Annotated in this window: 24 protein-coding genes and 1 pseudogene; 13 read left to right on the forward strand and 12 right to left on the reverse strand. The window is 66.2% G+C overall.

Annotation, left to right across the window (positions count from 1 at the left end; all coding sequences use genetic code 11):
• Positions 1–2: 2 nt before the first annotated feature.
• Positions 3–668, reverse strand: coding sequence for a Tim44/TimA family putative adaptor protein (locus FG95_RS02700; RefSeq protein WP_152567557.1), 666 nt, complete (start codon positions 666–668; stop codon positions 3–5).
• Positions 669–919: 251 nt separating this feature from the next.
• Between FG95_RS02700 and secB the strand changes: the two genes are divergently transcribed.
• The 4 genes from secB (at position 920) to FG95_RS02720 (ending at position 4,957) form a co-directional block, all read left to right on the forward strand.
• Positions 920–1,435, forward strand: a complete 516-nt coding sequence (gene secB / locus FG95_RS02705; RefSeq protein ID WP_037553791.1) for a protein-export chaperone SecB — start codon at positions 920–922, stop codon at positions 1,433–1,435.
• Positions 1,436–1,462: 27 nt separating this feature from the next.
• Positions 1,463–3,040 carry a murein biosynthesis integral membrane protein MurJ gene (gene murJ / locus FG95_RS02710; protein ID WP_037553792.1) on the forward strand — a complete coding sequence of 526 codons (1,578 nt, stop codon included), beginning with the start codon at positions 1,463–1,465 and terminating at the stop codon, positions 3,038–3,040.
• Between the two features lie 22 nt (positions 3,041–3,062).
• Positions 3,063–4,070 (forward strand): tryptophan--tRNA ligase, encoded by a 1,008-nt coding sequence (gene trpS, locus FG95_RS02715; RefSeq protein ID WP_037553795.1) that lies wholly within the window; start codon positions 3,063–3,065, stop codon positions 4,068–4,070.
• 194 nt (positions 4,071–4,264) lie between these two features.
• On the forward strand, positions 4,265–4,957 hold the full coding sequence (locus FG95_RS02720; protein ID WP_037553844.1) for a DUF4136 domain-containing protein: 693 nt from the start codon (positions 4,265–4,267) through the stop codon (positions 4,955–4,957).
• Between the two features lie 331 nt (positions 4,958–5,288).
• On the opposite strand, the gene dnaA is transcribed toward FG95_RS02720, so the two are convergent.
• From dnaA to mutM, 3 genes are all read right to left on the reverse strand, one after another.
• Entirely contained in the window at positions 5,289–6,647 is a 1,359-nt protein-coding gene (gene dnaA, locus FG95_RS02725) for a chromosomal replication initiator protein DnaA (protein WP_037553797.1), read from the reverse strand.
• A gap of 501 nt (positions 6,648–7,148) precedes the next feature.
• Positions 7,149–7,412: a 30S ribosomal protein S20 gene (rpsT, locus tag FG95_RS02730; RefSeq protein WP_037553799.1), complete on the reverse strand. Its 264-nt coding sequence runs from the start codon at positions 7,410–7,412 to the stop codon at positions 7,149–7,151.
• A gap of 189 nt (positions 7,413–7,601) precedes the next feature.
• Positions 7,602–8,414, reverse strand: coding sequence for a bifunctional DNA-formamidopyrimidine glycosylase/DNA-(apurinic or apyrimidinic site) lyase (gene mutM / locus FG95_RS02735; RefSeq protein WP_037553801.1), 813 nt, complete (start codon positions 8,412–8,414; stop codon positions 7,602–7,604).
• A 93-nt stretch (positions 8,415–8,507) separates the two neighbouring features.
• Here mutM and FG95_RS02740 point away from each other — a divergent pair, with 93 nt between their 5' ends.
• From FG95_RS02740 to FG95_RS02775, 8 genes and pseudogenes are all read left to right on the forward strand, one after another.
• Entirely contained in the window at positions 8,508–9,245 is a 738-nt protein-coding gene (locus tag FG95_RS02740; RefSeq protein ID WP_037553803.1) for a class I SAM-dependent methyltransferase, read from the forward strand.
• Positions 9,242–10,786 carry a 2-polyprenylphenol 6-hydroxylase gene (gene ubiB, locus FG95_RS02745; protein ID WP_037553845.1) on the forward strand — a complete coding sequence of 515 codons (1,545 nt, stop codon included), beginning with the start codon at positions 9,242–9,244 and terminating at the stop codon, positions 10,784–10,786. The genes FG95_RS02740 and ubiB overlap by 4 nt, the downstream gene beginning before the upstream one ends.
• A 102-nt stretch (positions 10,787–10,888) precedes the next feature.
• Positions 10,889–12,016, forward strand: coding sequence for a glycosyltransferase (locus FG95_RS02750; RefSeq protein WP_052182019.1), 1,128 nt, complete (start codon positions 10,889–10,891; stop codon positions 12,014–12,016).
• Positions 12,013–13,113, forward strand: coding sequence for a hypothetical protein (locus FG95_RS02755; protein WP_037553805.1), 1,101 nt, complete (start codon positions 12,013–12,015; stop codon positions 13,111–13,113). The genes FG95_RS02750 and FG95_RS02755 overlap by 4 nt, the downstream gene beginning before the upstream one ends.
• Before the next feature lie 107 nt (positions 13,114–13,220).
• Complete coding sequence (gene coaBC / locus FG95_RS02760; protein ID WP_037553807.1) at positions 13,221–14,483, forward strand: bifunctional phosphopantothenoylcysteine decarboxylase/phosphopantothenate--cysteine ligase CoaBC; 1,263 nt, start codon at positions 13,221–13,223, stop codon at positions 14,481–14,483.
• Positions 14,446–14,907: pseudogene (gene dut / locus FG95_RS02765) on the forward strand (dUTP diphosphatase); the annotation flags it as partial. The gene coaBC and the pseudogene dut, both read left to right, overlap by 38 nt.
• 82 nt (positions 14,908–14,989) lie before the next feature.
• Entirely contained in the window at positions 14,990–15,739 is a 750-nt protein-coding gene (locus FG95_RS02770) for a HesA/MoeB/ThiF family protein (protein ID WP_037553810.1), read from the forward strand.
• A complete protein-coding gene (locus FG95_RS02775) occupies positions 15,718–16,092 on the forward strand; it encodes a DsrE family protein (protein ID WP_235211433.1) in 375 nt (124 codons plus the stop codon). Before FG95_RS02770 ends, FG95_RS02775 begins: the two co-directional genes overlap by 22 nt.
• A 147-nt stretch (positions 16,093–16,239) precedes the next feature.
• On the opposite strand, the gene FG95_RS02780 is transcribed toward FG95_RS02775, so the two are convergent.
• The 7 genes from FG95_RS02780 to FG95_RS02810 all read right to left on the reverse strand — a co-directional run bounded on the left by FG95_RS02780 (position 16,240) and on the right by FG95_RS02810 (position 24,301).
• Positions 16,240–16,956, reverse strand: coding sequence for a class I SAM-dependent methyltransferase (locus tag FG95_RS02780; RefSeq protein WP_037553813.1), 717 nt, complete (start codon positions 16,954–16,956; stop codon positions 16,240–16,242).
• The gene (gene prfB / locus FG95_RS02785; RefSeq protein WP_037553814.1) at positions 16,956–18,083 is read right to left on the reverse strand and encodes a peptide chain release factor 2; all 1,128 of its coding nucleotides are present in this window, start codon (positions 18,081–18,083) and stop codon (positions 16,956–16,958) included. Before prfB ends, FG95_RS02780 begins: the two co-directional genes overlap by 1 nt.
• A 71-nt stretch (positions 18,084–18,154) precedes the next feature.
• Positions 18,155–20,671 (reverse strand): penicillin-binding protein 1A, encoded by a 2,517-nt coding sequence (locus tag FG95_RS02790; RefSeq protein ID WP_037553815.1) that lies wholly within the window; start codon positions 20,669–20,671, stop codon positions 18,155–18,157.
• Positions 20,672–20,730: 59 nt separating this feature from the next.
• Positions 20,731–21,357, reverse strand: coding sequence for a TetR/AcrR family transcriptional regulator (locus tag FG95_RS02795; RefSeq protein WP_052182021.1), 627 nt, complete (start codon positions 21,355–21,357; stop codon positions 20,731–20,733).
• Positions 21,354–22,499 carry a DSD1 family PLP-dependent enzyme gene (locus tag FG95_RS02800; RefSeq protein WP_037553816.1) on the reverse strand — a complete coding sequence of 382 codons (1,146 nt, stop codon included), beginning with the start codon at positions 22,497–22,499 and terminating at the stop codon, positions 21,354–21,356. Before FG95_RS02800 ends, FG95_RS02795 begins: the two co-directional genes overlap by 4 nt.
• Positions 22,496–23,749 carry a D-arabinono-1,4-lactone oxidase gene (locus FG95_RS02805; protein WP_037553817.1) on the reverse strand — a complete coding sequence of 418 codons (1,254 nt, stop codon included), beginning with the start codon at positions 23,747–23,749 and terminating at the stop codon, positions 22,496–22,498. The genes FG95_RS02800 and FG95_RS02805 overlap by 4 nt, the downstream gene beginning before the upstream one ends.
• 60 nt (positions 23,750–23,809) lie before the next feature.
• Positions 23,810–24,301: a winged helix-turn-helix transcriptional regulator gene (locus tag FG95_RS02810; protein WP_037553818.1), complete on the reverse strand. Its 492-nt coding sequence runs from the start codon at positions 24,299–24,301 to the stop codon at positions 23,810–23,812.
• Between the two features lie 100 nt (positions 24,302–24,401).
• Here FG95_RS02810 and FG95_RS02815 point away from each other — a divergent pair, with 100 nt between their 5' ends.
• Positions 24,402–25,046 (forward strand): dihydrofolate reductase family protein, encoded by a 645-nt coding sequence (locus FG95_RS02815; protein WP_037553819.1) that lies wholly within the window; start codon positions 24,402–24,404, stop codon positions 25,044–25,046.
• A 42-nt stretch (positions 25,047–25,088) separates the two neighbouring features.
• Here the strand turns inward: FG95_RS02815 and FG95_RS02820 are convergent, their stop codons facing one another.
• Positions 25,089–26,072 carry an N-acetylmuramoyl-L-alanine amidase family protein gene (locus FG95_RS02820; RefSeq protein ID WP_037553820.1) on the reverse strand — a complete coding sequence of 328 codons (984 nt, stop codon included), beginning with the start codon at positions 26,070–26,072 and terminating at the stop codon, positions 25,089–25,091.
• Positions 26,073–26,427: the final 355 nt, after the last annotated feature.

A 26,427-nucleotide genomic window follows, 5' to 3' on the forward strand; every position in this document is an offset into this window, starting at 1 on the left:
AATCAGGCCGATTCGGCTTCGTCGAGCACCCAATTGGGGTCGTCGCTGCCGATCTGGCGGCGGAAGGTCCAGAGGTCATCGGCCTGCGCCGCGTCGCTCATCGAGCCCGCGATCAGCTTGCCGTCGGCATCGCGGGTCACCGCGCTGATATCGGCATGATAGCGCACGGTGACCCGCGCTTCGCTGCGGCTCATCTCGACCGCGGTGATCTTGGCCGAATCGATGCCGATCAGGCGGTTGTCGAGCGTTTCGCCGCGCGCCTCGCGCGCCGCGATCGCTTCGACGAAGGCCTCGTAGCTGTCGTCGTCGCAAAGGTCGCGCAGCGTGTCGCGGTCGCCCTTCCAATAAGCCTCAAGAATCATGCGATACGCCGCCTCGGCGCCTTCCATGAAGCGGCCGGCGTCGAAATTGCGGTCGGTCGCGAGCAGCTGGCGCAGCCCGGCCTCGGCGGCGGGTTCATAGACCAGCCCCGACGTGTCGGCCGACGCGGGCGCCGCGGCCGGTGCGCCCTCGCCATCATCGAGGCGGACCGGCGATGATGCGGTTGCGCGCTCGCGCGGCAGCACGGGTTCTTGCTCATGCCCCGTGCGCTTGCCGAGCACCGAGTAGAGCCGCATTCCGAGGAAAGCGGCGATCATGGCGAGCAGGACAATCGAAAAAGCGGTCACGGGCAAAAGTCCAATGCGGAAGAGCGAAACATCTTGACTGATACATAGGCGATACGGCGCCCGGTTTCAAATAGCCATGGCCGCGGCCGGGCGGCAGGTCAACGATTCGCCCTTAACCATCGACCGCCATCGGGCCCATTGTGCTCACCTCCGGGCGCTGCTAAGCGCCGCGGCAACCGTCCGCCGCGGTTCCGACACGGCCCGTACGGATGCGGATATGTTTCCATCTTTTCAGTGAAAGCAGCTTCATCATGGCCGACGAGACGAGCCCCGACCTCAACAATCCCGCCCTGCAACCGAACGGCGAAGACACGAGCCCGGCGATCGGCCTGATTTCGCAATATGTGAAGGACTTGTCGTTCGAAAACCCGAACGCTCCCGCCGTTTACCAGTGGCAGGAAGCGCCGCAAGTCGATGTGCAGTTCAACATCGCCGCCGACAATGTCGGGGAGAATCTGTACGAAGTGACGCTGAAGATCGATGTCACGTCGAAAACCGACGCCGGCACGAGCTTCGTGATCGACCTCAAATATGCCGGTCTGTTCGGCGTCCGCAACGTCCCCGACGACCAGCTTCAGCCCTTCTTCCTCGCCGAAGCGCCGCGCATCCTCTTCCCCTTCGCGCGCCGCGTCGTCGCCGATGCGGTGCAGGATGGCGGTTTCCCGCCGCTCCTGCTCGAACCGATCGATTTCCACGGCCTTTTCGCGCAGCAGGTCCAGGCGGCGCAATCCGAAGCGGCCGGCGAAGTCGCGGTCGGCCAGGCCTGAAACCCGTAACCGGGGCGGGCTGAGGGGTTGAGCAGCCTCGTCAAAAGCGTGGGGACGATCGGCGGCCTGACGATGGTCAGCCGCATTTTCGGCTTCGCGCGCGACATGTTGCTCAGCCGCATTCTCGGCGCCGGCGGCGTCGCCGACGCCTGGCAGCTCGCCTTCCAATTGCCCAACATCTTCCGCCGCCTGTTCGCCGAGGGCGCGTTCGCCGCCGCGTTCATCCCGCTGTTCAACCAGCGGATGACCAAGGAGGGCGACCACAGCGAAGCGCGCGCCTTCGCCGACGCGGTGCTCGCGGTGCTGATCCCGATCCTGATCGTCTTTTCGGCGCTGCTGCTGATCGTGATGCCGTGGGTGATGGGGCTGTTCGCGAGCGACGCGCTGCAGGCCGACGGCGAAACTTTCGACCTCGCCGTGCGGATGGCGCGCATCGCCTTTCCCTATCTCGCTTTGATGAGCGTCGCGACGTTGTTCGCGGCGATCCTCAACAGCCTGTCGCGCTTTGCCGCCGCCGCCGCCGCGCCGATCCTGCTCAACATCTGCCTGATCGGCGCGCTGCTGCTCGGGCTTTTCACCGGCGACGGAGGCGAAGCCTCGAAAGCCGCGACGGGGCTTTATCTCGCGATCTCGGTCTCGCTTTCGGGCCTGTTCCAGCTCGGCTGGCTCTATTACTGGATCCGGCGGTCGGGGTTTCGCCCGGCGCTGCGCCGCCCCCGGCTGACTGCGGACGTGCGCGAGATGGGGGTGCTGATCCTGCCCGCGGTGTTCGGCGCCGGCGTCTATCAGATCAGCCGCTTCATCGACCTTTTCTTCATCGCGACGCTGCCCGACAAGAGCATCACCTATCTGGCGATGGCCGACCGGCTCAACCAGCTGCCGCTCGGTATCATCGGCATCGCGCTCGGGACCGCGATCCTGCCCGCGCTGTCGCGCTTCGTCGCGCAGGACGATCGCGACGGTGCCGCGCGGCTGCAGAGCAATGCGGTCGAACTCGCGATGCTGCTCACCGTCCCCGCCGCCGTTGCGCTGTTCGTCGCGGGCCCCGCGATCACCAGCGCCTTCTATGTCGGCGGGCAATATAGCGTCGCCGACGGGCTCGCGACCGGCGCGGTGGTCGGCGGGCTCGTCGTCGGCCTGCCCGCCTATGTACTGGTCAAGGTGCTCGTCCCCAATTTCTTCGCGCGCAAGGACACGCGCACGCCGGTGTGGACCGCGGCGATTTCGCTGGCGATCAACATCGCGCTCAACCTCCTGCTGATCCCGCGGCTCGGCATCGTGGGGCTCGCACTGGCGGGCTCGATCGCCGCTTGGTGCAATGTGGCGATGCTGTACACGATCCTTCATCGCAAGGGGCTGTTCCGCCTCTCCGGCCGGGTGGCCGGGCGAATCGCCCGCATCGTCCTGGCCGCGGCGGCGATGGCGACGGCGCTCTATTATGCGATCCCGCTGGCGGGCGACGCCTTCATCGGCGGGGTATTCGAACGGATCGTCGCGCTCGGCGTGCTGGTGGGCACGGGGGCGATCATATTCTTTGGTTGCGCCTTCCTGTTCGGCGTGGTCAATCGCGACACCGTCGGCCAGCTGCGCCGACGCCAACTTTAAAACTTCAGACGGGACGATCGACATGCGGACGCTATCGGGCATCCAGCCCACCGGAAATTTGCACCTCGGCAATTATCTGGGCGCGATCCGCAACTGGGTGCGCATGCAGGACGAGATGGAGGGCGACAAGCTCTATTTCCTCGCCGATCTGCACGCGATCTCGATGCCGCACGTCCCGGCGGAGCTGACCGCCAACACGCGCGCGATGACCGCCGCGCTCGTCGCCTGCGGGATCGACACCGACCGGTCGATCCTCTTCAACCAGGCGCGCGTTCCCGCGCATGCCGAACTGCAATGGCTCTTGAACGGCACCGCGCGGCTCGGCTGGCTCAACCGCATGACGCAGTTCAAGGATAAGTCGGGCAAGAATCGCGAAAGCGCGTCGGCGGCGCTCTACACCTATCCCGTGCTGCAGGCGGCCGACGTGCTGCTCTATCAGACGACGCACGTTCCCGTGGGCGAGGACCAGAAGCAGCATCTCGAGCTTGCGCGCGACGTCGCGCAGAAGTTCAACAATGACTATGCAAGCGACGACGCGCCGGTGTTCACGCTGCCCGAGCCGATCATCCCGGCAGGCCTCGCGCGCATCATGAGCCTGCGCGACGGCGCCGCGAAAATGTCGAAGTCCGACCCGTCGGACATGAGCCGCATCAACCTGACCGACGACGCCGAGACGATGATGCAGAAGGTCCGCAAGGCGAAAACCGACCCCGAGGTGCTGCCGTCCGAAGCCGCGGGGCTCGAAGGGCGTCCCGAGGCGCGCAACCTCGTCGGCATCTATGCCGCGCTCGCCGACACGAGCGTCGATGCGGTGCTGCGCGATCATGCGGGGCAAGGCTTCGGAGCGTTCAAGCCCGCGCTCGGCGAATTGCTGATCGAAAAGCTCGGCCCTATCAACGCGCGGTTCGTCGCGCTGAAGGACGATGCCGCGGCGCTCGACGCGATCCTCGACAAGGGCGCCGAAAAGGCACGCGCGCTCGCCAAGCCGACGCTCGACGCCGCCTATGCCGCGCTGGGGCTCTGTCGCTGACGGTCGCGGGGCCCGCGTGCTGTTTGAGCGCTGTTCGGCAAGCGGAATTTCTTGTTTTTGCGTTTCTCGTCCCCATATTGAGGGATGAAACCGCCGTGCGACGAAACGAGTTCAACCAAGGTTAAGTCGCATCGGCATAGTCTATGGTACGAAAGCGCTGCATGAACGCGCACCCGAATCACGGAGCCAAGACGATGAGCAAGATCAACTTTCGGCGGCTGGGCCTTGCCGCCATAACGGGCGCGGCGCTCGCGCTGGCTGGCTGCGCGACCCCATTCAAGGCCGATGTCGCGCGCTTCCAGTCGCAGCTACCCGCGCCGCAGGGCCAGAGCTTCACAGTCGAGGCGAGCAATCCCGCGCTGCAGGGCGGCATCGAATTCGGCCAATATGCCAATATCGTCGCGGGCGAACTGACGCGCTACGGCTATCGCCCCGCGGCGAACGGCGAACGCGCCGACCTGATCGTCCGCATGGACTATGGCGTCGACAAGGGCCGCGAACGCGTCGTGTCGAGCCCCGGCTTCGGCGATCCCTGGTACGGCGGCGGATGGTACGGCCGCGGCTTCTATCGCCCGGTGATCGTCACCGGCCGCGGCGGGCGCCGCTATGTCTATGGCTATCGCGACCCCTTCCTGTGGGGCGGTTTCAGGCCCGGCTGGGGCTATAACGACGTGTCGAGCTACACCGTCTATACCAGTGGCCTGAACCTCCAGATCGACCGTGCCGCCGACGGCTCGCGCCTGTTCGAAGGTCATGCCGAAGCGCAGTCGCGCGACAATAATCTGCAGGCGCTGGTCCCGAACCTCGTCGAGGCGATGTTTACCGGCTTCCCGGGCAATTCGGGCGAACGGGTGCGGATCACGGTCGCGCCGCCCGAAAAGGGCTGAGCGACCTTTGAAGAGCCAAATAAAAGGCCCGCCCTCCGACTGGAAGGCGGGCCTTTTTCATATGGTGGAGAATGACCGCTTTCGACCGGTTGCGGCCATTGAGAGAAGAAAGCCCCTCCCCTTCAGGGGAGGGGTTGGGGGTGGGGTCCATCGGCCTTGCGCAAGGCCGATAGACCCCACCCCACTACGACTAGGCAGCAAGCTGCCAAGTCTGCGTTGCCCCTCCCCTGAAGGGGAGGGGCCAAATTGCCGCAACGTCCGCTCCCCACCCCAAAGCCGACGTTGAACGACATGGATAATCCAGTGGATAAACTGGGTATAAACCTGTGGATCAGCTGTTGAGAGCGCGGCGGATCGCGGCGATTTCGGCGTCGAGTTCGCTGTCGGCGACGCGCAGCGCCTCGACCGTGCGCACGGCGTGGATCACCGTCGAATGGTCGCGCCCGCCGAAACGGCGCCCGATTTCGGGATAGGAGCGCGGAGTCAGTTCTTTCGCGAGATACATCGCGACCTGCCGCGGGCGCGCGATCGCGCGGACGCGGCGCTTCGACGCCATTTCGGACTTGTCGAGCCGATAGTGCGCGCAGACCGCGCGCTGAATCTCGTCGATCGTGATACGCGGGCGCGCGCTGCGGACATTTTCGGCAAGCCGGTCCTCGGCGAGCGCGAGATCGACCGTCGTGCCGGTGAGCGCGGCATAGGCGAGCAGCTTGTTGAGCGCGCCTTCGAGTTCGCGGATGTTGCGCGTGAAATGCTTGACCAGATAGGCGACCACCGCATCGGGGACCTCGACCATCGGCATCGCAGCGAGCCGCTGGCGGATGATGCGTTCGCGAAGATCGTCCTCGGGCGCCTCGATGTCGGCGACGAGCCCGCCCGACAGGCGCGACAGCAGCCGTGCCTCGACCCCATCGAGCATCGCGGGCGGGCGGTCGGCCGTGACGACGAGACGTTTACCCGCGGTCATCAGATCGTCGATCGTGTGAAGCAGCTCTTCCTGCGTCGAATTCTTGCCGATCACGAACTGGAGATCGTCGAGGAGCAAGAGGTCGGCGGCGCGCAGCCGCGCCTTGAACGCCATCATGTCGCCGCCGCGCATCGCGCCGACGAATTCGAGCATGAATTTCTCCGCCGACATCAGAATGATGTTCGCGGTCGGATGCGCCGCGGCATAATCCTGCGCGATAGCCTGAAGGAGGTGCGTCTTGCCCTGCCCGGTGCCCGAGCAGAGGTAGAGCGGGTTGAACTGCGGCGCTTCGACCATCGCCATCCGGCGCGCGGCGTTGGCGGCGAGGATGTTGCTGCGCGCGACGACAAAGCGGTCGAACGACAGGCGCGGGTCGAAACCGAGGAGCGCGGGGTTGGCGGCGGGTTGCGGCGCCTCGAAATTGGGCAGCGGCGCCGCCGCGAGGTTCGCCGCGCGGTCGTCCGCCGCGGCGCCGCCGCGCACCATGACGCTGCGCACTGCGGGCAATTGCTGCCGCCACGCAAGTTCGAGCCGGTCGCCGAAACGTTCGTTGATCCAGTTGGCCGAGAAACGACTGACGGTTTCGAGCGTCACGACTCCCGACATCGCGCAATAATCGGCAAAGCGCACGGGCTTCAGCCAATGGTCGAAGGTGCGGACGCCGAGGTCGCGGCGCAGCCCTTCGGCGACGCGCGGCCAGAGCGTGGCGGCATCGCCGTTCATCGCTCTGTCTCCTGCGTCATGCCCATGCCGATTGCCGCTCTCTGTCACGCCGTGCCGCCCCCTCAGGTCCCCTTTGCGCCGGAGGTTCGGGCGGCCGGCCACATGCCGATTCGTCGCCTGCGCCGGGCACAGGTTCTCATCCGGGCGAGGAGCCCGAAAGGATGCGAATCATGTCGATGTGACGGCCGCCAGCGAAAGCCGGCGACGCACCTGTCTAGTCAGGGCGCGGCGAGTCGATCAAGGGCTCGCCATGTAAAAATACTGAAATAAAAATCTTGACTCGCCGGGGTCACCGGAATCGCGTCGAAACGTGATTTTATCGTTTATTATCAGATGTTTATTTATGACATTCCGGAGGCAGAAGAACGAATCGCAGCAATTCCGTCACTTACCGCGCTGCAACACTATTGCCACCCGGCTGTCACAATATCCGATGCAAAAAAGGACCCGCCGGACAAGATGCCGGCGGGTCCTTTTTGTTCCCTTTCGGGACGCGGATGATCAGGCGATCGCGTTCACGCTCTTGGTCAGGCGCGAGAACTTGCGCGCGACCGTGTTCTTGTGGAGCACGCCCTTGGCGACGCCGCGCGCCATTTCGGGCTGCGCAGCCTTCAGCGCGGTCGCGGCCGCATCCTTGTCACCGGCGGCGACGGCCGTTTCGACCTTCTTCACCAGCGTGCGAATGCGCGAAACGCGATTCTTGTTCACGAGAGTGCGCGCGGTGTTGCGGCGGATGCGCTTCTTTGCCTGCGGCGTATTGGCCATAAATTCCTCTAGTCTTTCAAACGGTCTACATGGTCGGAGCACAGCAGCAGCAGAGCAGCCGAATCCCGCGAAATGCAGCGAATCGATGTCCGGATGCGGCCGGTTCCGGACGACCGGACCCTGCTCGAAGGGTGCGCGCATAGCGATGAAGGGCGATTTGGTCAATGGCCTTGCGGGCAATATCCCGCATTATCGTTGGCATTTGGAGCAAAAGAAGGTCGAGCGCCCGCTCTGTACGATCCGCGCGATCGTTCCGCTGCATTCGCAAGCCTCGCCCTCGCGGCCATAGACGCGCCAGTCCTTGGCGAAATAGCCGAGATCGCCTTCGGGACCGAGGAAGTCGCGCAAGGTCGAGCCGCCCGCCGCGATCGCCGCGATCAACACCTCCTTGATCGCGGCAACCAGCGGTGCGAGCTTCGCCCTGGAGACATCGGCAGCGGGCTTTTCCGGCGAAATGCGCGCCATGTTGAGCGCCTCGCAGACATAAATGTTGCCGAGCCCCGCGACGATGGTCTGATCGAGCAGCATCGCCTTGATCGGCGCGCGACGCCCGGCGAACGCCTTTGCCAGACAGGCGGCGTCGAAAGCGTCGGACAGGGGTTCGGGGCCGAGCGTTACAAAGGCAGAAAAGCGCGTCAGCGGATCGCCGCTCACCAGATCGACCGAGCCAAAGCGCCGTGGGTCGTGGAGGAACAGGCGATGCCCTGCCCCGGTTTCGAGCAGGAGATGATCGTGCTTGCCCGCATCGCCGCCTTCGGTACGCCAGCGTCCCGACATGCCGAGATGAAAGATCATATGATCGTCGCGGTCGGTCGACACGATGCCATATTTGGCGCGGCGCGACAGGCCCGTGACCGTTGCGCCGGTCAGCCGCTGTGCAAGGTCGGCGGGAAAGGGCCGGCGCAGGTCGGGGCGGAAAGTGGTGACTGCGGTAAGCCGTTGCCCGTCAAGGAAGGGGGCAAGGCCGCGGATGGTGGTTTCGACTTCGGGTAGCTCGGGCATTTCGACATGGCGGTAACTGGCATTTGCTTGCGCGACAAGGCCCGGCTAAAGGCCATCGCAACAGAATTTCTCCCCGCAAAAGGCGCACAAACGATGGCCACTCCCGATACCGTCAGCTTCGGCTATGAACAGGTCCCCGCGGGTGCGAAGACCGCGATGGTCGGCGAAGTGTTCAGCCGCGTCGCGCGCAAATATGACATCATGAACGACGCGATGTCGGGGGGGATGCACCGCCTGTGGAAAGACCGCTTCGTACGCCGCGTGAAGCCGCGCGAAGGCGAAACGATCCTCGACATGGCGGGCGGCACCGGCGACATCGCCTTTCGTATGGAGCGGTTCGGCGCGAGCATCACGGTCGCCGACATCAACCCCGACATGCTCGGCGTCGGCATGGAGCGCGCGGCAGAGCGCGGGATCGACAGCCTCGTGTGGTCCGAGCAGAACGCCGAAAAGCTGAGCTTTCCGGACCAATTCTTCGACGCTTATACGATCGCCTTCGGCATCCGCAACGTCACCGACATTCCGGCGGCACTGAAGGAAGCGCACCGTGTGCTGCGTTATGGCGGGCGTTTCTTCTGCCTCGAATTTTCGACCAACGAATGGCCGGGTTTCGCGCAGGCCTATGACGCTTATTCGCATCACCTCGTCCCCAAGCTCGGCAAGCTGATTGCCGACGACGAGGACAGCTATCGCTATCTGATCGAATCGATCCGCCGCTTCCCGCCGATGCCCCAATTCGCGCAGATGATCGGCGAAGCGGGCTTCACCGCGGTCAAGGTCGAGCCGATCCTCGGCGGTCTCGTCGCGATCCACAGCGGGTGGAAGGCTTGACCCGACCCGTCACCCATATCGTCCGCCTGCTGAAGTGGGGACGCATCCTCGCACGCCACGGCGCGCTGCGCGGGATCGAAACCGCGCCACAGACCCCGCCGGGAGTCAAGCGATTGTGCCGCCTCGCGCGGCTCGGCACGATCCAGCCGAAGCTGCCCGACTATGCCGCCGCCTTCCAGGCGATCGGCCCCGCGGCGGTCAAGCTGGGACAGACGCTCGCGACGCGCCCCGACCTCGTCGGCGAAGAGGCCGCGCGCAACCTGCTGACGCTGCAGGACGCGCTCGCGCCTGTCGCGTTCGACCGGATCCGGCAGGAAATCGAGGTGACCTTCGAAGCGCCGCTCGAAAGTCTTTACAGCGAGTTCGATCCTGAGCCCGTCGGTTCGGCGTCGATCGCGCAGGTTCACCGCGCGGTGACGACCGACGGGCGCCGGGTCGCGGTCAAGGTGCGCCGCCCGGGCATCGACAAGCAGTTCGCGCGCGACATCGAAACCTATGAATGGGCGGCCGCGCATCTCGAAGCCTTTGGCGGAGAAGCTGCGCGCCTGCGCCCGCGGCAGGTGATCGCCAATTTCCGCCGCTGGACCTTGCGCGAACTCGACCTGCGCCGCGAGGCGGCGTCGGCATCGGAACTCGCCGACGCGATGACGGCGGTGCCCGAATATGAGGTGCCGGCGATCGACTGGGATCGCACCGCGAGCCGCGTGATGACGATGAGCTGGATCGACGGCGTCAAAATCTCGCACCGCGACCGGCTCGTCGCGGCGGGCCACGACATGGAGGCGCTGGCATCGAACCTCGTCCACGCCTTTCTGCGGCAGGCGATCGCCGAGGGATTTTTCCACGCCGACATGCACCAGGGAAATCTGTTCGTGAAGGCTGACGGCACAATCGCCGCGGTCGATTTCGGCATCATGGGGCGGATCAACCGGCAGGCGCGCTACTGGCTCGCCGAGATCCTCTATGGGCTGACGACGGGAAATTACCGCCGCGTCGCCGAGATTCATTTCGAGGCGCAATATGTGCCCGATTATCACAGCGTCGAGGAGTTCGCGACGGCGCTGCGCGCGGTCGGGGAGCCGATGCGCGGCAAGCCGGTGAGCGAGCTTTCGGTCGGGCAGATGCTCGACGGACTGTTCGCGATCACGCGCGATTTCGACATGCAGACGCAGCCGCACCTGCTGCTGCTCCAGAAGACGATGGTGATGGTCGAGGGCGTCGCGACGATGCTCAATCCCAAGATCAATATGTGGGATGTCTCGGGGCCCTTCGTCAGCGCGTGGATTCGCGACGAACTCGGCCCCGAAGCCGCGCTCGCCGACGGGATTCGCGAACAGGGCAAGACGCTCGCGCTGATCCCCGACATCATCCGCCGCCTCGACGCGCAATTGCCGCGGAAGGGCGCCGCGCCGCCCGCGCCGCCGCTGCCCGAGATTCCGCTGATGTGGGACAAGGGCGAGAAGCGCCGCTGGTGGCGCTATGCGCTGACCGCTCTGCTCAGCGCCGCGGCGGGCGCCGGTATCCTGACCTGGCTCGGCTGAGCCGACGCACGCGCGGCCTTGGTTACCGGACATTTACCCTAAATCATTAGGACCTGGCCTCGACCAACCCCGGACGCGAAATCCGGACAAAACCGAGGTTTCATGCGCCACGACATATTGATTGCCGATTCGCCGCTGACGATCGATGCGCTGCCGCTCGATGTCGCGGTGGTCGTGCCGACGCTCAACGAAGCCGCCAATGTCGAGAAGCTGATCGCGAAACTGTCGGTGGTGCTCGCCGGGCGCGGCTGGGAAGTCCTTTTCGTCGATGACAATTCCGCCGACGGGACGAGCGAACTGGTGCGCCGCATTGCCCGCGAATCGCGCCATGTCCGCATCGTCCAGCGCGTCGGCCGGCGCGGCCTGTCGTCGGCGGTGGTCGAGGGCATTTTGGCGACCGCAGCACCCATCGTCGCGGTGATGGACGGCGACCTCCAGCATAGCGAGGAGACGCTGCCGCGGCTGATCGACGCGATTGCCGATGGCGCCGCCGATATCGCCGTCGGCACCCGCTATGTCGCGGGCGGCGGGATCGGCGACTGGGACAGGGACCGCGCGCGGATGAGCCGGCTCGCAACGCGCGCCGGCCAGATCGCGCTCGGCACCGACGTCAGCGACCCGATGAGCGGTTTTTTCGCGGTCCGCCGCGACGCCTTCGAACGCGCATTGCCCCGCCTGTCGGCGGTCGGCTTCAAGATTTTGCTCGATATATTGGCGTCGAGCCCCGTGCCGCTGAAAGTGGCCGAAATACCCTATCAGTTCCGCACGCGCGAGGCGGGCGAGAGCAAGTTGGGGGTGCGCGTGATCGCCGAATATGCCGAACTGATCGCCGACAAGACGATCGGCCGCGTCGTCCCCGTGCGCCTGATCAAATTCCTGATGGTTGGCGGGCTCGGCGTGTTCGTCCACCTCGCCGTGCTGCGCATGATCCTCGGCGCCGGCAGCGCCTTCTTCACCGCGCAGACCGCGGCGGTGATGACCGCGATCGCCTTCAACTTTTTCCTCAACAACAGCTTCACCTATGCCGATCGCAAGCTGAGGGGTTGGCGCCTTTTCGGCGGCCTCGCGAGCTTTTATGCGATTTCGGCTTTGGGGGCGGTGGCCAATATCGGCATCGGCACCTGGATGGCGGGGCAGGACGAGCGCTGGTGGGTCGCCGGGGTCGCGGGCGTCGTCGTCGGCGCGATCTGGAACTTCGCCATGTCGTCGGCGCTCACCTGGCGCAAATGAACAAGGTCGTGCCCGGCTGGAATCGCTTCGCGGGGATTTCGCGCCCGGTCGCGGCTGCCGTGCTGGGCCTGCTGGCGCTGCTGATGGCGTGGGGCGCGGCGGGCGGCGTCGGCGGCGACCATGTCGCGACCGCCAAGCCGTCATCGGCGCATTCCGACGGCCTCGTCGGCGATCATGCGCTTTACGCGCGCATCGCGCAGCGAGTCGTGGGAGGCGAATCCTATTATCCGGCGGCGGCGGCGGAACATCGGAGCGGAAATTATCCGTTGCGCCCCTTCGTGACCGTCCGCCTGCCGACGCTCGCCCATATCGTCGCCGCGCTGGGCGAGCGGAACATCATGCTCATCTTCTTGCTGATCGGCGGCGCGGCGATCCTTGCCTGGTACCGGCGATTACGGACCGAACCGGACATCCCGCGCTACGCCGCGATCGGCGCGCTGTTCGTCGCGGTCAATCTGACGCAGCTCGCCGCGCGCGAGTGGCTCTATATTCACGAGGTCGCGGGGGGAGTCCTTCTCGCGCTCGCCCTCGCGCTCTATCGCCCGGCGCGCGCGTGGGCGACGATGCTCCTCGTCGCGGCCGCGCTGGCGATCCGCGAGACGGTGCTGCCCATCGCGATGCTGTTCGGGCTGTTCGCGCTGATCGATCGCGACTGGCGCGCGGCCGCGGGTTGGCTGGTGCTTGGCCTGTGTTTCGCCGGGGGGCTTGCTGCGCATATCGCGGCGCTCGCTGCGGTCACCACCCCCGCCGATTCCGCGAGCCAGGGCTGGCACGGACAGGGCGGCTGGATCGCCTATCTGTCCTTCGTTCAGGCGTCCTCGATCCTGCGTTTTTTCGAAGGCTGGGCGGCCGCCTTTCTCGTGCCGCTCGCGCTGCTCGGCTGGGCGGCGTGGCGTTCGCGGCTGGGGCTCGCGGTGTTGCTGATCCAGCTCTTCTACGCCGCGCTGCTGATGCTCTTCGCGCGCCCGGCCAATTTCTATTGGGCGATGCTCATCACCCCGACCCTGTTCGTCGGCCTTGCCTTCGCTCCCGCCGCGCTCGCCGCCCTGGCGCGTTCGCTGTGGCGCCCGGCGCGCGTCCTTTCCGCCGCCGCTTAGGCGTCCTTGAACTGGGGCGAGGAAGCGCATAACTGGGTGGCGAAGGAGACGGCGATGAATCAACCCCTGTCGATCGCCGCCCGCACCGGGCAGGCCCGCCGCCGCTGATGGCCGCACCGCGCATCCTGCTGATTATCGGCGGCGGCATCGCCGCCTATAAGTCGGTCGAGCTCGTCCGCCTGCTCCGCAAGGCGGGCATGACCGTGCGCTGCGTGATCACGCGCGCGGGCGAGCAGTTCGTGACGCCGCTGACACTCGCCGCGCTCAGCGAAAACAAGGTCTACACCCATCTCTTCGACCTGAAGGACGAGGTCGAGATGGGGCATATTCAGCTCTCGCGCGAGGCCGATCTGGTCGTCGTCGCGCCCGCGACCGCAGACCTGCTCGCGAAGATGGCGGGGGGACAAGCCGACGACCTCGCGACGACGCTGCTGCTCGCGACCGACAAGCCGGTGCTCGCCGCGCCCGCGATGAATGTGCGCATGTGGCTGCACGCCGCGACGCAGCGCAATGTCGCGACCTTGCGCGGCGACGGGGTGACGGTGATGGAGCCCGACGAGGGTGAGATGGCGTGCGGCGAATATGGCCCCGGCCGCCTGCCCGAGCCCGACGCGATCAAGGCGGCGATCGACGCCGCACTCGCAAATGCGCCCGCGCCCGTCCCGCTCACCGGCCAACCCGATTTCGCGCCCGCCAACCATCGCCCGCTGTTCGGGCGGCGTATCCTGATCACCGCGGGGCCGACGCACGAGCCCATCGATCCGGTGCGCTACATCGCCAATCGGTCGAGCGGGAAGCAGGGCTTCGCGATCGCCGCCGCCGCCGCCGAAGCCGGCGCCGAGGTCTTGTTGATCGCAGGCCCCGTCCCGCTGCCGACGCCGCCCGGCGTGATCCGTGTCGATGTCGAAACCGCGGTCGAGATGGCCGCCGAAGTCGCCGACGGCCTGCCCGTCGATGCGGCGATCATGGTCGCCGCGGTCGCCGACTGGCGTGCCGCCGATGCCGCGCCTCAGAAGATCAAGAAAGACGGCAGCGGGCAGGTGCCGCCACTCGCGCTCGCCGAAAATCCCGACATTCTAGCGAGCGTCGCCAAAAGCCCGGAGCGCCCGCCGCTGCTGATCGGTTTCGCCGCCGAGACCAACGACGTCATTCCCCACGCGCAGGCAAAGCTCGCGCGCAAGGGATGCGACTGGATCGTCGCGAACGACGTGTCGGCCGACCCGATGGGTGGCGAGACGAACCGCGTGCATATCGTTAGCCAGGATGGTGTAGACAGCTGGGACCGGCTGCCAAAACCGGCCGTCGCCCGCAAATTGATGGAAAAGATCGCCGATGAGCTCGAAAAACGTGCACCCCTTGAAAGAGATTGAAATCGCCATCCAGCGGCTGCCCAACGGCGGCGGCCTGCCCCTCCCCGCCTATGCGTCGGACGGCGCGGCGGGGATGGACGTCGTCGCGGCGGAGACGCTGACGCTCCGCTCTGGCACGCGCCACGCGGTCGCGACGGGCTTCGCAATGGCGATCCCTGCCGGTTACGAGGTACAGGTGCGTCCGCGCTCGGGACTGGCGTTGAAGCATGGCGTCACCTGTCTCAACACGCCGGGAACGATCGACAGCGACTATCGCGGCGAAGTGAAGGTGATCCTCGCCAATCTCGGCGACGAGCCGTTCGAGATCAAGCGCGGCGACCGCATCGCCCAGCTCGTCCCCGCCCCGCTCCAGCGCGCCGCCTTCGCCGAAGTGACGACGCTCGACGAAACGGCGCGCGGCGCCGGCGGCTTCGGCTCAACCGGGGTCGAAAGTGATGCCGTCGACGAGACTGCGGCCACAGCGGGGCTTGCCTCGCTTTCGGACATCAAGCTTCGCTGACCGGCTCGTGCTCAGCGACGCCGAACTCGACCGCTATGCGCGCCAGATCATTCTGCCGCAGTTCGGCGGCGCGGGGCAGGCGAAGCTGAAAGCGAGCCATGTCGCGGTGATCGGCGCGGGCGGGATCGGCTGCCCGGCGATCACCTATCTGGCGGCGGCGGGCGTCGGCAAGCTGACGATTATCGACCATGACCGGATCGAGCTGTCGAACCTGCACCGCCAGCCGCTGTTCACCGACGCCGATCTCGGCGCGCTGAAGGCCGAGGTCGCGGCCGAAGCGGCGCGGCGAATCAATCCGCATGTCGAGGTCGCCGCGGTCGCCGAGCGGCTGGACGATGCCAATGCCGGGGCGCTGCTCGCGGGCGCGAGCCTGATCCTCGATGGCTGCGACAATTTCGCCACGCGGCTCGCGGTCAATCGCGCGGCGGTGGCGCTCGAAACCCCGCTACTCAGCGCCGCGATCGGCGCGTTCGAGGGACAGGTCGCGCTCTATGAGGGCTGGCGTGCGGGGCACGCCTGCTACGCCTGCCTCGTCGGCAACGATCCCGACCGGCCGGGGATCAACTGCGCCGAAACCGGCGTGATGGGGGCGCTCGCAGGAATGATCGGCACGATGGCGGCGCTCGAGGCGGTGCGTGCGCTGTCCGGTTGGGGATCGCCGCTCGCCGGCCGGCTCGCGATCGTCGATATGCTCGATCGGCGCTGGCGCGAGGTCGGCGTGCCCGGGGACCCCGAATGTCCGATATGCAAGGCTTGAACATCATCGTCGCGGTCGCCGAAGGGCGGCGGCTCTATGCGGCACTCGAAGCCGGGATGGCCGCGGCGGCGCTCGGGCGCCCGGTTCGCATCTTCCTGCAGGGCGAGGCCGCGGCGCTGCTGCGCGATCCGGTGTCGTTCGGCGGCGACGAGGCGCGCCGCGCGGCGGGCCAGCCCGACCTCGCCTCGCTGATCGAGGAAGCGGCAGCGATGGACGTCGCGCTGCTCGTCTGCCAGTCGGGCATGGCACTCGTCGGCATGACGGCGACCGAGCTGGTCCCGCATGTCCGCGCCGCGGGGCTGGTCAGCTTCCTCGCCGACGTCGGCGCCGAGGACCGGCTGATCGTCTACTGAAAGTCGATCCTCCCTGTGCCGAAGGCATGGGGAGGTGGCAGCGCGCAGCGCTGACGGAGGGGCGAAACGCAACGTCGTCGCCCCTCCACCATCCGCTTCGCGGACGGGCCCCCTCCCCATCGCTGCGCGACAGGGAGGATCAATCATTTACGGATTGTCGCAGACCTTGATCGCCCCGGGCTCGGGGCGTTTGCCCTTGGGCACGAAACGCGCGAGATAGCCGCCGGCATGCTGCTTGTCGTCGTAGGAGACGAGCTTGTAGCCCACCGCCTGAAATTCGCAGACGAGCAGGCGGAAGGGTGTGCCATGCTGCGCGATCGAGCGGTCGCCGTCGACGACGATCACTTGCCCGCCCTGGCGCAATGCGGGGCGTAGCCGCCACAGGAAGGCGTAAGGTTCGCCGATCTCGTGATACATATGGACCATGAAGACGCGGTCGAAGCTCGCCCCGGGCAGGCGCGGATCGTCGACCGCGCCGAGCTTCAGCGAAACATTGTCGAGCCGCTCGCGCGCGACGCGGTCGGCGAGCCGTTCGATCACCTCGGGCATGATGTCCTGCGCGAGAACGCGGCCGTTGACGCCGACGCGCTGCGCGAGGCGGACGGTATAATAGCCGTCGCCGGCGCCGATGTCGGCGACGGTCATGCCGGGGCGGACATCGGCCGAATCCATGACATCCTCGGCCTCGTTGACGCGGTCGCGTGCTTCCTCGGTCGACCATTTGGTCGAGACGGTGGGCGCCACCGGCCGGTCGGCGGGCGGAAAGTCGCGCGCGCTCGTCGCGCGGTCGCCGTCGTCGCCCCATGGCGCCTCGCAGCCGCCGAGCAGCGGCAGGAGCGCGAGGGCGAAGGCAGCGCGCTTCATCAATCGATGTCCTCCACCTCGACCTTCTCGCCCGTCACCTTCTGCGACAGCGCCGCCGCCATGAACGGATCGAGCGCGCCGTCGAGCACGTCGCCGGGCGCGGTCGAGGTCACCCCGGTGCGCAAATCCTTCACCAGCTGATAGGGCTGGAGGACATAGGAGCGGATCTGGTGGCCCCAGCCGATCTCGGTCTTCGCCTGATATTCGCCGCTCGCTGCGGCTTCGCGCTTCTGTAGCTCGGCCTCGTACATCCGCGCCTTCAGCATCCCCATCGCTGTCGCGCGGTTCTTGTGCTGCGAACGGTCATTCTGGCTCGCGACGACGATCCCGGTCGGGATGTGGGTGATGCGCACCGCGGAATCGGTCGTGTTGACGTGCTGGCCGCCCGCGCCCGAGGCGCGATAGGTGTCGATCTTGAGGTCGCCCTCGTTGATCTCGATCTCGATATTGTCGTCGATCACCGGATAGACCCAGACGCTCGAAAAGCTCGTGTGACGCCGCGCCGAGCTGTCGTAGGGCGAGATGCGGACGAGGCGGTGGACGCCGCTTTCGGTCTTCGCATAGCCATAGGCATTCTCGCCTTTCAGCAGCATCGTCGCCGACTTGATGCCCGCCTGTTCGCCCGCCTGATATTCGACGAGCTCGACCTTCATCCCGCGCTTTTCGGCCCAGCGCATATACATGCGCTGGAGCATCTCGGCCCAGTCCTGGCTCTCGGTGCCGCCGGCACCGGCGTGGACTTCGACATAGCAGTCATTGCCGTCGGCCTCGCCCGCGAGCAGCGCTTTGATCTTGTCTTCCTCGGCGCGCGCGGCGAGCACAGCGAGCGAAGCCACCGCCTCGTCGACCATCGCCTCGTCGCCTTCCATCTCGGCGAGTTCGATCAACTCGGCAGTGTCGGCGCATTCGGTCTCGATCGCACGCGTCGCGGTGATCGCCTCGTCGAGCCGGCGGCGTTCGCGCATCACCTCTTGCGCCGCCTTCGCGTCGTTCCACAGCGTCGGGTCCTCGACCTTCGCATTGAGTTCGTCGAGCCGCCGCACCGCGCGGTCCCAGTCGAGAAAGCGGCGCAGCAGCGCCAGCGCGGCGCCAATCTTGTCGATATGATCCTGCGCTTCGGCGCGCATGTCCTTGCTCCTGAATTATTTGCTCTGCCCTTACGGCCTGGAAGGCCGCAGGGGAAGGAGGTGCGCAGCCGTCAGATGATGCCGCCGCGATCCTCCAGGAATTCGCTGTCGCTGCGCCGGCCCGGGGTTTGCTGGACGGGCACATCCTGCCGCCGCGGCGCCTTGACCGGCTTGATCTCTTCTTCGCGAATCGTCCGCCGCGGCTCGCTTTCGGGTTTGAAGGCTTCCCAGATGATCGATGCCTTGGGATCGGTTCCCGGCCAAGCGCCATAGACGCGGCGACCCGACTGACGATCGATCCGCACCATCCGCACGCCCTTCGGCGCCGAAAAAGGAATCGGCTGGCGATCGGCGAGCGCCGCAAGCGCGAAATCCTTGAAGATCGGCGCGGCATAGCTGCCGCCCTGGGCATAGCCGCCCATGCTGCGCGGCTGGTCGAAACCGATATACATGCCCGCCACCACGTCGGGCGTGCCGCCGACGAACCAGACGTCGTTCGGCCCCGAAGTCGTCCCGGTCTTGCCGAACAGCGGGACATCGAGATCGCGCAGCCGCACCGCGGTGCCGCGCTGGACGACGCCCTCGAGCATATGGACGACCTGATAGGCGGTGATCGGGTCCATCAACTGCTTGCCCGACTTTGCGAAGCGCGGCATCGGCCGGCCGTCCCAGTCCTTCATGTTGCAGCCTTCGCAGGGTTTCCAGTTCTTCGGAAAGATCACCTTGCCGCGGCGGTCCTGCGCATAATCGATCACGCGCGGCTTCAGCGCGCGGCCGTGATTGGCGAGCATCGCATACGCATTGGTGATCTTCTCGACCGTCGTCGATCCGGCGCCGAGCGCGGTCGAAAGATAGGGTTCGTGCTGGCCGATGCCCATGCGGCTGATCATCTCGACCACCGGTTCCATGCCGACGAGGCTCGCCGCGCGCACCGTCATCAGGTTGCGCGACTGTTCGAGGCCCCAGCGCATCGTGTGTTCGCCGCTGCCGCCCGAATTGCCGAAGTTGCGGAAGCATTTGTTACCCAGCGCCGCGCCTTGATAGACGCAGAAGGACCCATCGACGATCATCGTCGCGGGAGTCATGCCGTTGTCGAGCGCGGCGGCATAGACGAAGGGTTTGATCGTCGAGCCGGGCTGGCGTTCGGCCTGCGTCGCGCGATTGAACGACGACAGGCGGACGTCGAAGCCGCCCTGCATCGCATAGATGCGGCCCGAATGCGGGCTTTCGACGACCATGCCGCCCGACACCTCGGGGATATTGCGAAGCGCATAACGGTCGCCGCCCGCCGATTTGACGACGATCAGATCGCCCGGGCGCAGCGCCGAAAAGGCGCTGCCGCCGGTCTTGCGATAGCGCATCCCCGCCGAGCTTGCGGGCAAGCGTCCGGTGTCACCGTTTGAAAAACCGATCCGCGCCTCGCCGCCCGATTTCGAGAGCACCGCGGCGACGCGCCAATTGTCGTAATCGATGCCGATGAAGCTCGATGCGAGGCGGCTCTGCCACTGGTCGTCGGCCTCGATCGTCGCGATCGGCCCCGACCAGCCCTTGCCCGCATCATAGCGCTGGAGGCCCTTGCGCAGCGCCATGGTCGCGGCTTCTTGCATCTTGCCGTCATAGGGCGTGCGCACCCAGAGGCCGCCGGCATAGACACTGTGGGGGCCGTCCTCGGCGGTTTCGCCGAATTCGGCGATCAGCTGGCGCCGCACCTCTTCCATATAATAGCCGCCGACCTGTGCGACCGCGCGGTTGCCGCTGTCGGTCAGGCCGAGCGGCATCGCGCGCGCTGCGTCGCGCTGCGCCGCGCTGATCCAGCCATTGTCCTCCATCGACCCGAGCACGAAGTTGCGGCGCGCCAGCGCTTCGCGCTCGAAACGCGTGCGGCCATATTTCTCGGGCGCCTTGGGCAGGATTGCGAGGAACGCCATTTCGTGGAGCGCGAGCTGGTCGACATCCTTGTCGAAATAGGCGCGGCTCGCCGCCTGCACGCCGAAGCTGCGGCGGCCGAGCGGGATTTCGTTGAGATAGAGTTCGAGAATCTGCTCCTTGGTCAGCGCATCCTCGATGCGCATCGCAAGGATCGCCTCGCGCACCTTGCGGCGATAGCTGAGTTCGTTGGTGAGCAGCAGATTCTTCGCGACCTGCTGGGTGATCGTCGAGGCGCCGACGGGTCGGCCGCTGCTGGTCAAATTGGTGACGATCGCCGAGGCGATGCCCGGATAATCGATGCCGCCGTGGCTGAAGAAGGTCTTGTCCTCGGCGGCGAGAAAGGCGCGCACGAGCAGCTGCGGATATTCGCTATATTCGAGCTGGACGCGGCGTTCGCGGGCATAGGCGTGCACCGGCTTGCCCTCGCCATCGCGGACCATCGTCGGCAGCGGCGGTTCATAGTCGCGAAGCTGGTCGACCGAGGGCAGATCGCGCGCGAAAACCGCCCAGATCAGCGCGATACCGAGCAGACCGGCGAGCGCGAGATAGGATAGCCAGCGGAACCAGCGCCGCGTCCACATGTCGCGGACCCGGGCGATGACGGCATTGCCGTCGCGGCGGAGGCGAAGGCGGAAATCGGGCGGACTGTCGGCGGCCATATGTCCCCGCCTCTAAAGCCTGTGTCGCGGAAAGGAAAGCATGGTTGCGGCGAGGCGGGCTATGACGCGTTCTCAGTAAGGTCGAGCAGCGCGGCGCGAAGCATCGCGGCCACTTGGGCGAACGCCGCGCCCGCTGAAACACGATCTTCTTCGTAAAGCATTTCATCGACCGCGAAGCCGATCTCGACCGCGAGTCGCAGGCGCGGCCACAGCGTAGCGCGGTCGATGCGGGGAAGATGCGCGCGGCAGGCCTCGGTCAACCGGTCGGCGACGTGCCGGTGCGATTCGAGCCGGACATGGACGAGTTGCGGCGACGCGTGGAGCGACCGCAATATCCACACCGCCCCCGGCTCGGCGCGTGTCACCGCGGCGTTTTCGGACAGGAGTTCGCCGATATGGTCGGCCATGGCGGCGATGCCCGTCGGCGCATGGCACGCGAGCCAAGCATTGAGCACGGCGTTCTGACGCTCCATCAGCCGCTGCCCGAGCGCTTCGAGTACCGCATATTTGTCGCCGAAATAGCGGTAGAGCGCGGGTGGGGTCAGCCCGGCGCGCGCCGCGATCATATTGGTCGAAATCCGCTCGATCCCGACCTCGGCGAGCAATTCGCCCGCGACGTCGAGCAGGCGTTCGCGCGTCTGCCGCGCGCGGTCCTGCTGCGGCGGGCGGCTCGCAGCGACGCTCATCGCGCGCGGCCGCGCGCGCTGACCGGCCAGATATCGACCAGCGTATCGCCGGAAACGACGTGGTAGCTGTCATAGAGATTCACCGTCGGATCGCAGTGCGGGACGGTCAGGCTGACGGGATCGCCAGGCTGGAGCGCGTTTCCGATTTCGGGCGCGATCAGCGCGGCATGTTCGTCGCCCATGAAAGCGAAGAAGGCCGTTTCGGGCGCGCCGCGCTGGACCACCGCGACGCCGCCGTCGGTCGAAAGCGACTTGTACCCGGCGTCGATCGTGACGAGACCGCTGTGATTCGCGCTGACGACACGCGCATCGACCGACAGCGAAACCTCGAACGGCGGCTCGGCGTCGCCGGTCAGGTCGCAATCGAGATATTGCTTGTCCATGAAGACGTAGGACCCCGCCTGGAGCTCGGTGAAGACGCCGAGATCGAGGTCGATCCGGTGCGTGCCGGTGCCCGACCCGGTGACGAGGCCGGGCGCCAAGCCCGCTTCGGCGAGCGCCGCGATCACCTCCTGCAAATAGGCGGCGCGCTCGACGATCGCAGCGCGGCGGTCAGCATAGCTTTCGATATGCTGCTGCGACCCGCAGTAATATTGCACGCCGCGATAATCGAGGTTGGGCGACCGGTCGATCGCACGGGCCAGCGCGACTGCGGCTTCGGCGGATGCGACGCCGGTGCGGGCGATGCCGGGGTCGATGTCAATGACGACGTCGAGCCGCACGCCGGCGGCGGCGAGCGCCGACTGGAGCCGATCGGCGACATCCGGATGATCAACCACCGCCATCAGCCCTTCGGCGGTCGCCGCGAGTTTCGCCAGCCGCTCGATCGCGGCGGGCGCTGCAACGGGCGAAGTGATGAGGATACCGTTCACCCCGCCCCCGGCCAGCACCTCCGCCTCACCGATCTTGGCGCAGCAGACCCCGACCGCGCCCGCAGCGATCTGGCGGAGCGCGATGTCGATGCTTTTGTGCGTCTTGGCATGCGGACGCAGCGCGACGCCGTGTCGGGCGGCGAGCATCGCCATGCGCCCGATATTGCGGTCGAGTGCATCGACGTCGAGGATGAGGGCGGGCGTGTTGAGGTCGGCGCGCGAGCCTTGCCGGCCGATCAGATGCTTGTGCAATTCACGGTCGGTGGTCATGCGAACAAGGTCTCCAGATGGGGATTGAGGAATTTGCCGTGCGGATCGGCGGTGCGGCGCACTGTGATGTAGCGCCCTGCCATCGGATAGAGCGCGGCGACGTCCGCGCGGTTCAGTCGATGACGCTTCGCCCAGTGCGGCCGCCCGCCGGCGCCGCGAAAGATCGCCTCGGCCTCGGCAAAGAGGTGTTGCCAAGGCATTTTCGCATATTGGTGCATCGAGATCGCGGCGACCGGGCCGGCGTTCATTGGGCTCATCCAGATATCGTCGGCGGCAACGGTGCGATATTCGAAGGGGAAGGTCACGGGCAGCCGTTTCTTGCGAATCCAGCCGACGACCTCGTCCAGTGCCTCGAGCCCGGCAGCGCGCGGCACCTCATACTCCATCTCCTCGAAACGGATCGTGCGGTCGGAGGGGAAGATGTTGTACGCGGGGCCACGGCGGCGGCCCGAAATCCCGCTTTTCATCATCATTCGCTGAAGGAAGGGCGTCAGGAACGGCAGGCGTGCCGAAATGTCGAGGATGCGGCGGAAGGTCGCTTCTTCCATGTCGGTCGTCGTGGGCGGGGGGTCGCACGGATCGCACGGATCGAGCGATTTCAAGATCACGTCGTCGCTGTGCGGAAAGAACCAGAATTCGATATGGCGATGCTGCTGTGCCAATTCGTCATAGCTTTCGCGGATTTCGGCCCAGCGACGCTTCTCGATCCTTTCGGCAAGGTGAAAGGCGGGGACGACCGCGACCTCGATCTCGGTCGCAACCCCGAACAGCCCGAGCGAGAGGCGCTGTGCCCGATAGAGGTCGGCGTTGGTGTCGGCATCGCACCAATGCGCCTCGCCGTCGGCATCGACGAGCCGGAAACCGCGCGCGAAGGTCGATAAGGAGCCGAGATCGACGCCGGTGCCATGCGTCCCCGTCGCCATCGCGCCGGCGAGCGACTGCGGATTGACGTCGCCCTGATTGGCGAGCGCCAGCCCCTCCTCCCACAAAGCCGCAGTCAGCTTGCGGATGCTCCAGCCCGCGGGAATGCGCGCGGTTCGCTGGTCGGTGGCGATGTGGATCGCGCCCGCCAGATCATCGAGACTGACGATCAGCTCTCCCGATTCGCAAAGCGGCATGAAGCTATGTCCGGCGCCGGTGACGCGCAGCTTGTGGGCGCTGCGGACGAGCATCGAAAGCTCGTCCTCGCTTTGCGGACGGGCGACCTGCCCGCTGGCTGTAACGCTCCCCGACCAGTTGCTCCACGCCATCCTTATCTCCCGGCCAGCATCACAAAGCTGGCGCCGGCAGAAAAGTTAGTCAAGACTATATTATTTCTGTTTCAAGGCCCGGCGATAGGCCGTGGTCAATCTCTCGAGCACGCTCGCCGAATCGCCGCGCGGCGGCGCGCCCAGATGGAGCGTGCGCAGCTCGTCCATGAAATCGTCCCAAAGCGTGGGACCGCCCTCCTCCAGCAGTTCTTGGCGGATCGACATCTCGTGCGTCACGGGAAGATGCCGCCGGCCCCAAGCGCCCATCTGAACGAGAAGCGGCACGAGATCGATCGCCCGTTCGGTCAGGCTGTAGACGGCCTTCTGCTTATGCGTCGGGTCGTCGGCCTTGGTGAGCAGCCCGGCCTCGACCAGCCGCTTCAGCCGATCGGCAAGGATATTCGAGGCGATTCGCTCGTCCGACCCGGTCAGCAATTCGCGGAAATGGCGGCGATTGCCGAACATGATGTCGCGGATGACGATCAGGCTCCAGCGGTCGCCGAGCGTCTCGAGCGTCAGGTTGATCGGGCATCCGGAGCGTGGGTTCGTCACACATCCGCTGTAGGGCCGAACAAAACTGCTTGCAATATGAAATCAGATTGCATAGCGACACGCAACTGGTTGCATAATACAACCACATTGGAGAAGGATCATGTCCAAGGTAAAGGTTGCCGCATTCAGCTTCTCGCTCGATGGCTATGGCGCGGGACGCGAACAGAGCTTGCAGGACCCGCTGGGCCGCGACGGCGAAAGGCTGCACGATTGGTTCGTCCCAACGCGCTCGTTCCAGAAAATGTCCAACAAGGAGGAGGGGACGACCGGGGTCGACGATGATTTCGGCGCGCAGAGCTTTGAAAAGCTGGGCGCGTGGATCATGGGTCGCAACATGTTTGGCCCGGTACGCGGCGACTGGCCCGACAACGAATGGAAGGGCTGGTGGGGCGACAATCCACCTTATCATGTCCCGGTTTTCGTTCTGACGCACCATCCGCGCGCGCCTGTCACGATGGCGGGCGGCACGACCTTCCACTTTGTCACCGACGGGATCGAGGCCGCGCTCGAACGCGCGCGCGACGCGGCGAGCGATCGCGACATCCGCATCGGCGGCGGCGTGTCGACGATCCGCCAATATCTGAAAGCGCGCCTGATCGACGAGTTGCATCTGGCGGTCGCGCCCGTCCTGCTCGGCGGCGGCGAGAGTCTGTTCGCGGGTATCGACCTGCCCGAACTCGGCTATCGCGTGATACGCCATGTCGCGGGCGCGGGCGCGACGCATATGATCGTCAGCCGGGGCTAGAATCGGGACTTTGGCAGCTTTGCGCAGGCCAAGCTTCGGGCATCAGCGCGCGACGTTGCGCCGCGCGAAATGGATCTGCACCGCCTCGCGAACGCCGCGCGCGATCTTCTTCTGGCCGGCGGGCGAGGCGAGAAATTCGACGTCGTCCTTGTTCGAGATGAAGCCGGTTTCGAACAGCACCGACGGGGTGTCGGGCGCCTTCAGCACGATGAAGGAGGCGAAGCGGTGCGCGGTCGTGCGGAATTTGACCTCGTCGGAGGCCTCGCGCTGAAGCAGCCGCGCGAAGTCGGAGGCGACATTCATCGACTCGCGCTGGGTCAGGTCGAGCAGGATCGCCGACACATCGCCGCTGTGGGCACCAAGATCGACGCCGTTGATGATATTCGCCTTGTTCTCGCGCGCCGCCAGCCGCGCCGCCTCGCGGTCGGAGGCGACTTCGGCCAGCGTATAGATCGACGCGCCGCTGGCGTCCTGATTCTCGGCCGCGTCGGCGTGAACCGAGATAAACAGGTCGGCCTTCAATCGCCGCGCGATGCCATAACGCTCTTCGAGCACGAGAAAGCGATCGTCCGAACGCGTGAGCGCGACGCGCACCCGCCCCGAGGCAAGCAGATCCTTGCGGATCGCGCGGGCGAGCGCCAGCGTGATGTCCTTTTCATGGCTGCCGTCGTGCGGAGAGATCGCACCGGGATCGTGGCCGCCGTGCCCCGCGTCGATCACCACGAGCGGCAGGCTGGCGTCGGCCGGACCCTCGATACGCGGCAGCGTCACCGCGGGCTTGGGCTTTCCGATCGGGACCGTCACGCTATAGCGTTTTTCCGGACGCTTGGCGCGAAAGCCGGTGAACGGCTGCAATTCGCCGCCCGGGCCCCGCGATGCCGGGTCGAATTCGCCGACCGAGGCGGGGCGCGGGTCGACATGGATCGCGCCGGCCGGCGCCGGCAATGCGGCCGGGGGGGCTCCGATCATGCCAATCAGGACGAGCAGCGGGCTCATGGCGCGTCTATGCCGTCCAAGGCGCGCGATGGTCCAGCCTTATTCGAAGCCGCCAGCTTTCCGGCGCGACAACAGGGTGAATTCACCGTTCGCCATCGCGAGACAAAGGGAAGACGGACCGCCGCGTGGCCGAATGGTTTTCTTGCAACACCTTGGCGCCATCCTATCTTTCTGGGGTGGTTGTGGTTGCCGTCGGCCTGTGCCGATGCTAGCACGCCATCACTGACGGCGTCGTTCCCGGTGCCGTCCGGCCTTTTGAGGGGAAGGCCTGCTCCGCAGAACTGCGGATCATGGTCGCCTTGGCGCCGGACATATCGGGAAGGACATACCTGCCGCCAGTCCACCCGGTTGACCGGACAGTCGGGGCGTTCGCAGTCGCCCGCCC

Origin of the sequence: Sphingopyxis sp. LC363, from assembly GCF_000756385.1 — a bacterium.
In the GTDB taxonomy this organism is placed as follows: domain Bacteria; phylum Pseudomonadota; class Alphaproteobacteria; order Sphingomonadales; family Sphingomonadaceae; genus Sphingopyxis.

Coding starts and splice junctions, on each gene's coding strand:
- FG95_RS02805 (WP_037553817.1), bottom strand. CDS start 23,749: ATGGCGTGGAGCAACTGGTCGGGGAGCGTTACAGCCAGCGGGCAGGTC.
- FG95_RS02750 (WP_052182019.1), top strand. CDS start 10,889: ATGCGCCACGACATATTGATTGCCGATTCGCCGCTGACGATCGATGCG.
- prfB (WP_037553814.1), bottom strand. CDS start 18,083: ATGCGCGCCGAAGCGCAGGATCATATCGACAAGATTGGCGCCGCGCTG.
- FG95_RS02815 (WP_037553819.1), top strand. CDS start 24,402: ATGTCCAAGGTAAAGGTTGCCGCATTCAGCTTCTCGCTCGATGGCTAT.
- coaBC (WP_037553807.1), top strand. CDS start 13,221: ATGGCCGCACCGCGCATCCTGCTGATTATCGGCGGCGGCATCGCCGCC.
- dnaA (WP_037553797.1), bottom strand. CDS start 6,647: ATGAACGGCGATGCCGCCACGCTCTGGCCGCGCGTCGCCGAAGGGCTG.
- FG95_RS02795 (WP_052182021.1), bottom strand. CDS start 21,357: ATGAGCGTCGCTGCGAGCCGCCCGCCGCAGCAGGACCGCGCGCGGCAG.
- FG95_RS02720 (WP_037553844.1), top strand. CDS start 4,265: ATGAGCAAGATCAACTTTCGGCGGCTGGGCCTTGCCGCCATAACGGGC.
- FG95_RS02790 (WP_037553815.1), bottom strand. CDS start 20,671: ATGGCCGCCGACAGTCCGCCCGATTTCCGCCTTCGCCTCCGCCGCGAC.
- mutM (WP_037553801.1), bottom strand. CDS start 8,414: ATGCCCGAGCTACCCGAAGTCGAAACCACCATCCGCGGCCTTGCCCCC.
- secB (WP_037553791.1), top strand. CDS start 920: ATGGCCGACGAGACGAGCCCCGACCTCAACAATCCCGCCCTGCAACCG.
- FG95_RS02755 (WP_037553805.1), top strand. CDS start 12,013: ATGAACAAGGTCGTGCCCGGCTGGAATCGCTTCGCGGGGATTTCGCGC.
- FG95_RS02775 (WP_235211433.1), top strand. CDS start 15,718: ATGTCCGATATGCAAGGCTTGAACATCATCGTCGCGGTCGCCGAAGGG.
- trpS (WP_037553795.1), top strand. CDS start 3,063: ATGCGGACGCTATCGGGCATCCAGCCCACCGGAAATTTGCACCTCGGC.
- FG95_RS02740 (WP_037553803.1), top strand. CDS start 8,508: ATGGCCACTCCCGATACCGTCAGCTTCGGCTATGAACAGGTCCCCGCG.
- rpsT (WP_037553799.1), bottom strand. CDS start 7,412: ATGGCCAATACGCCGCAGGCAAAGAAGCGCATCCGCCGCAACACCGCG.
- FG95_RS02780 (WP_037553813.1), bottom strand. CDS start 16,956: ATGAAGCGCGCTGCCTTCGCCCTCGCGCTCCTGCCGCTGCTCGGCGGC.
- FG95_RS02800 (WP_037553816.1), bottom strand. CDS start 22,499: ATGACCACCGACCGTGAATTGCACAAGCATCTGATCGGCCGGCAAGGC.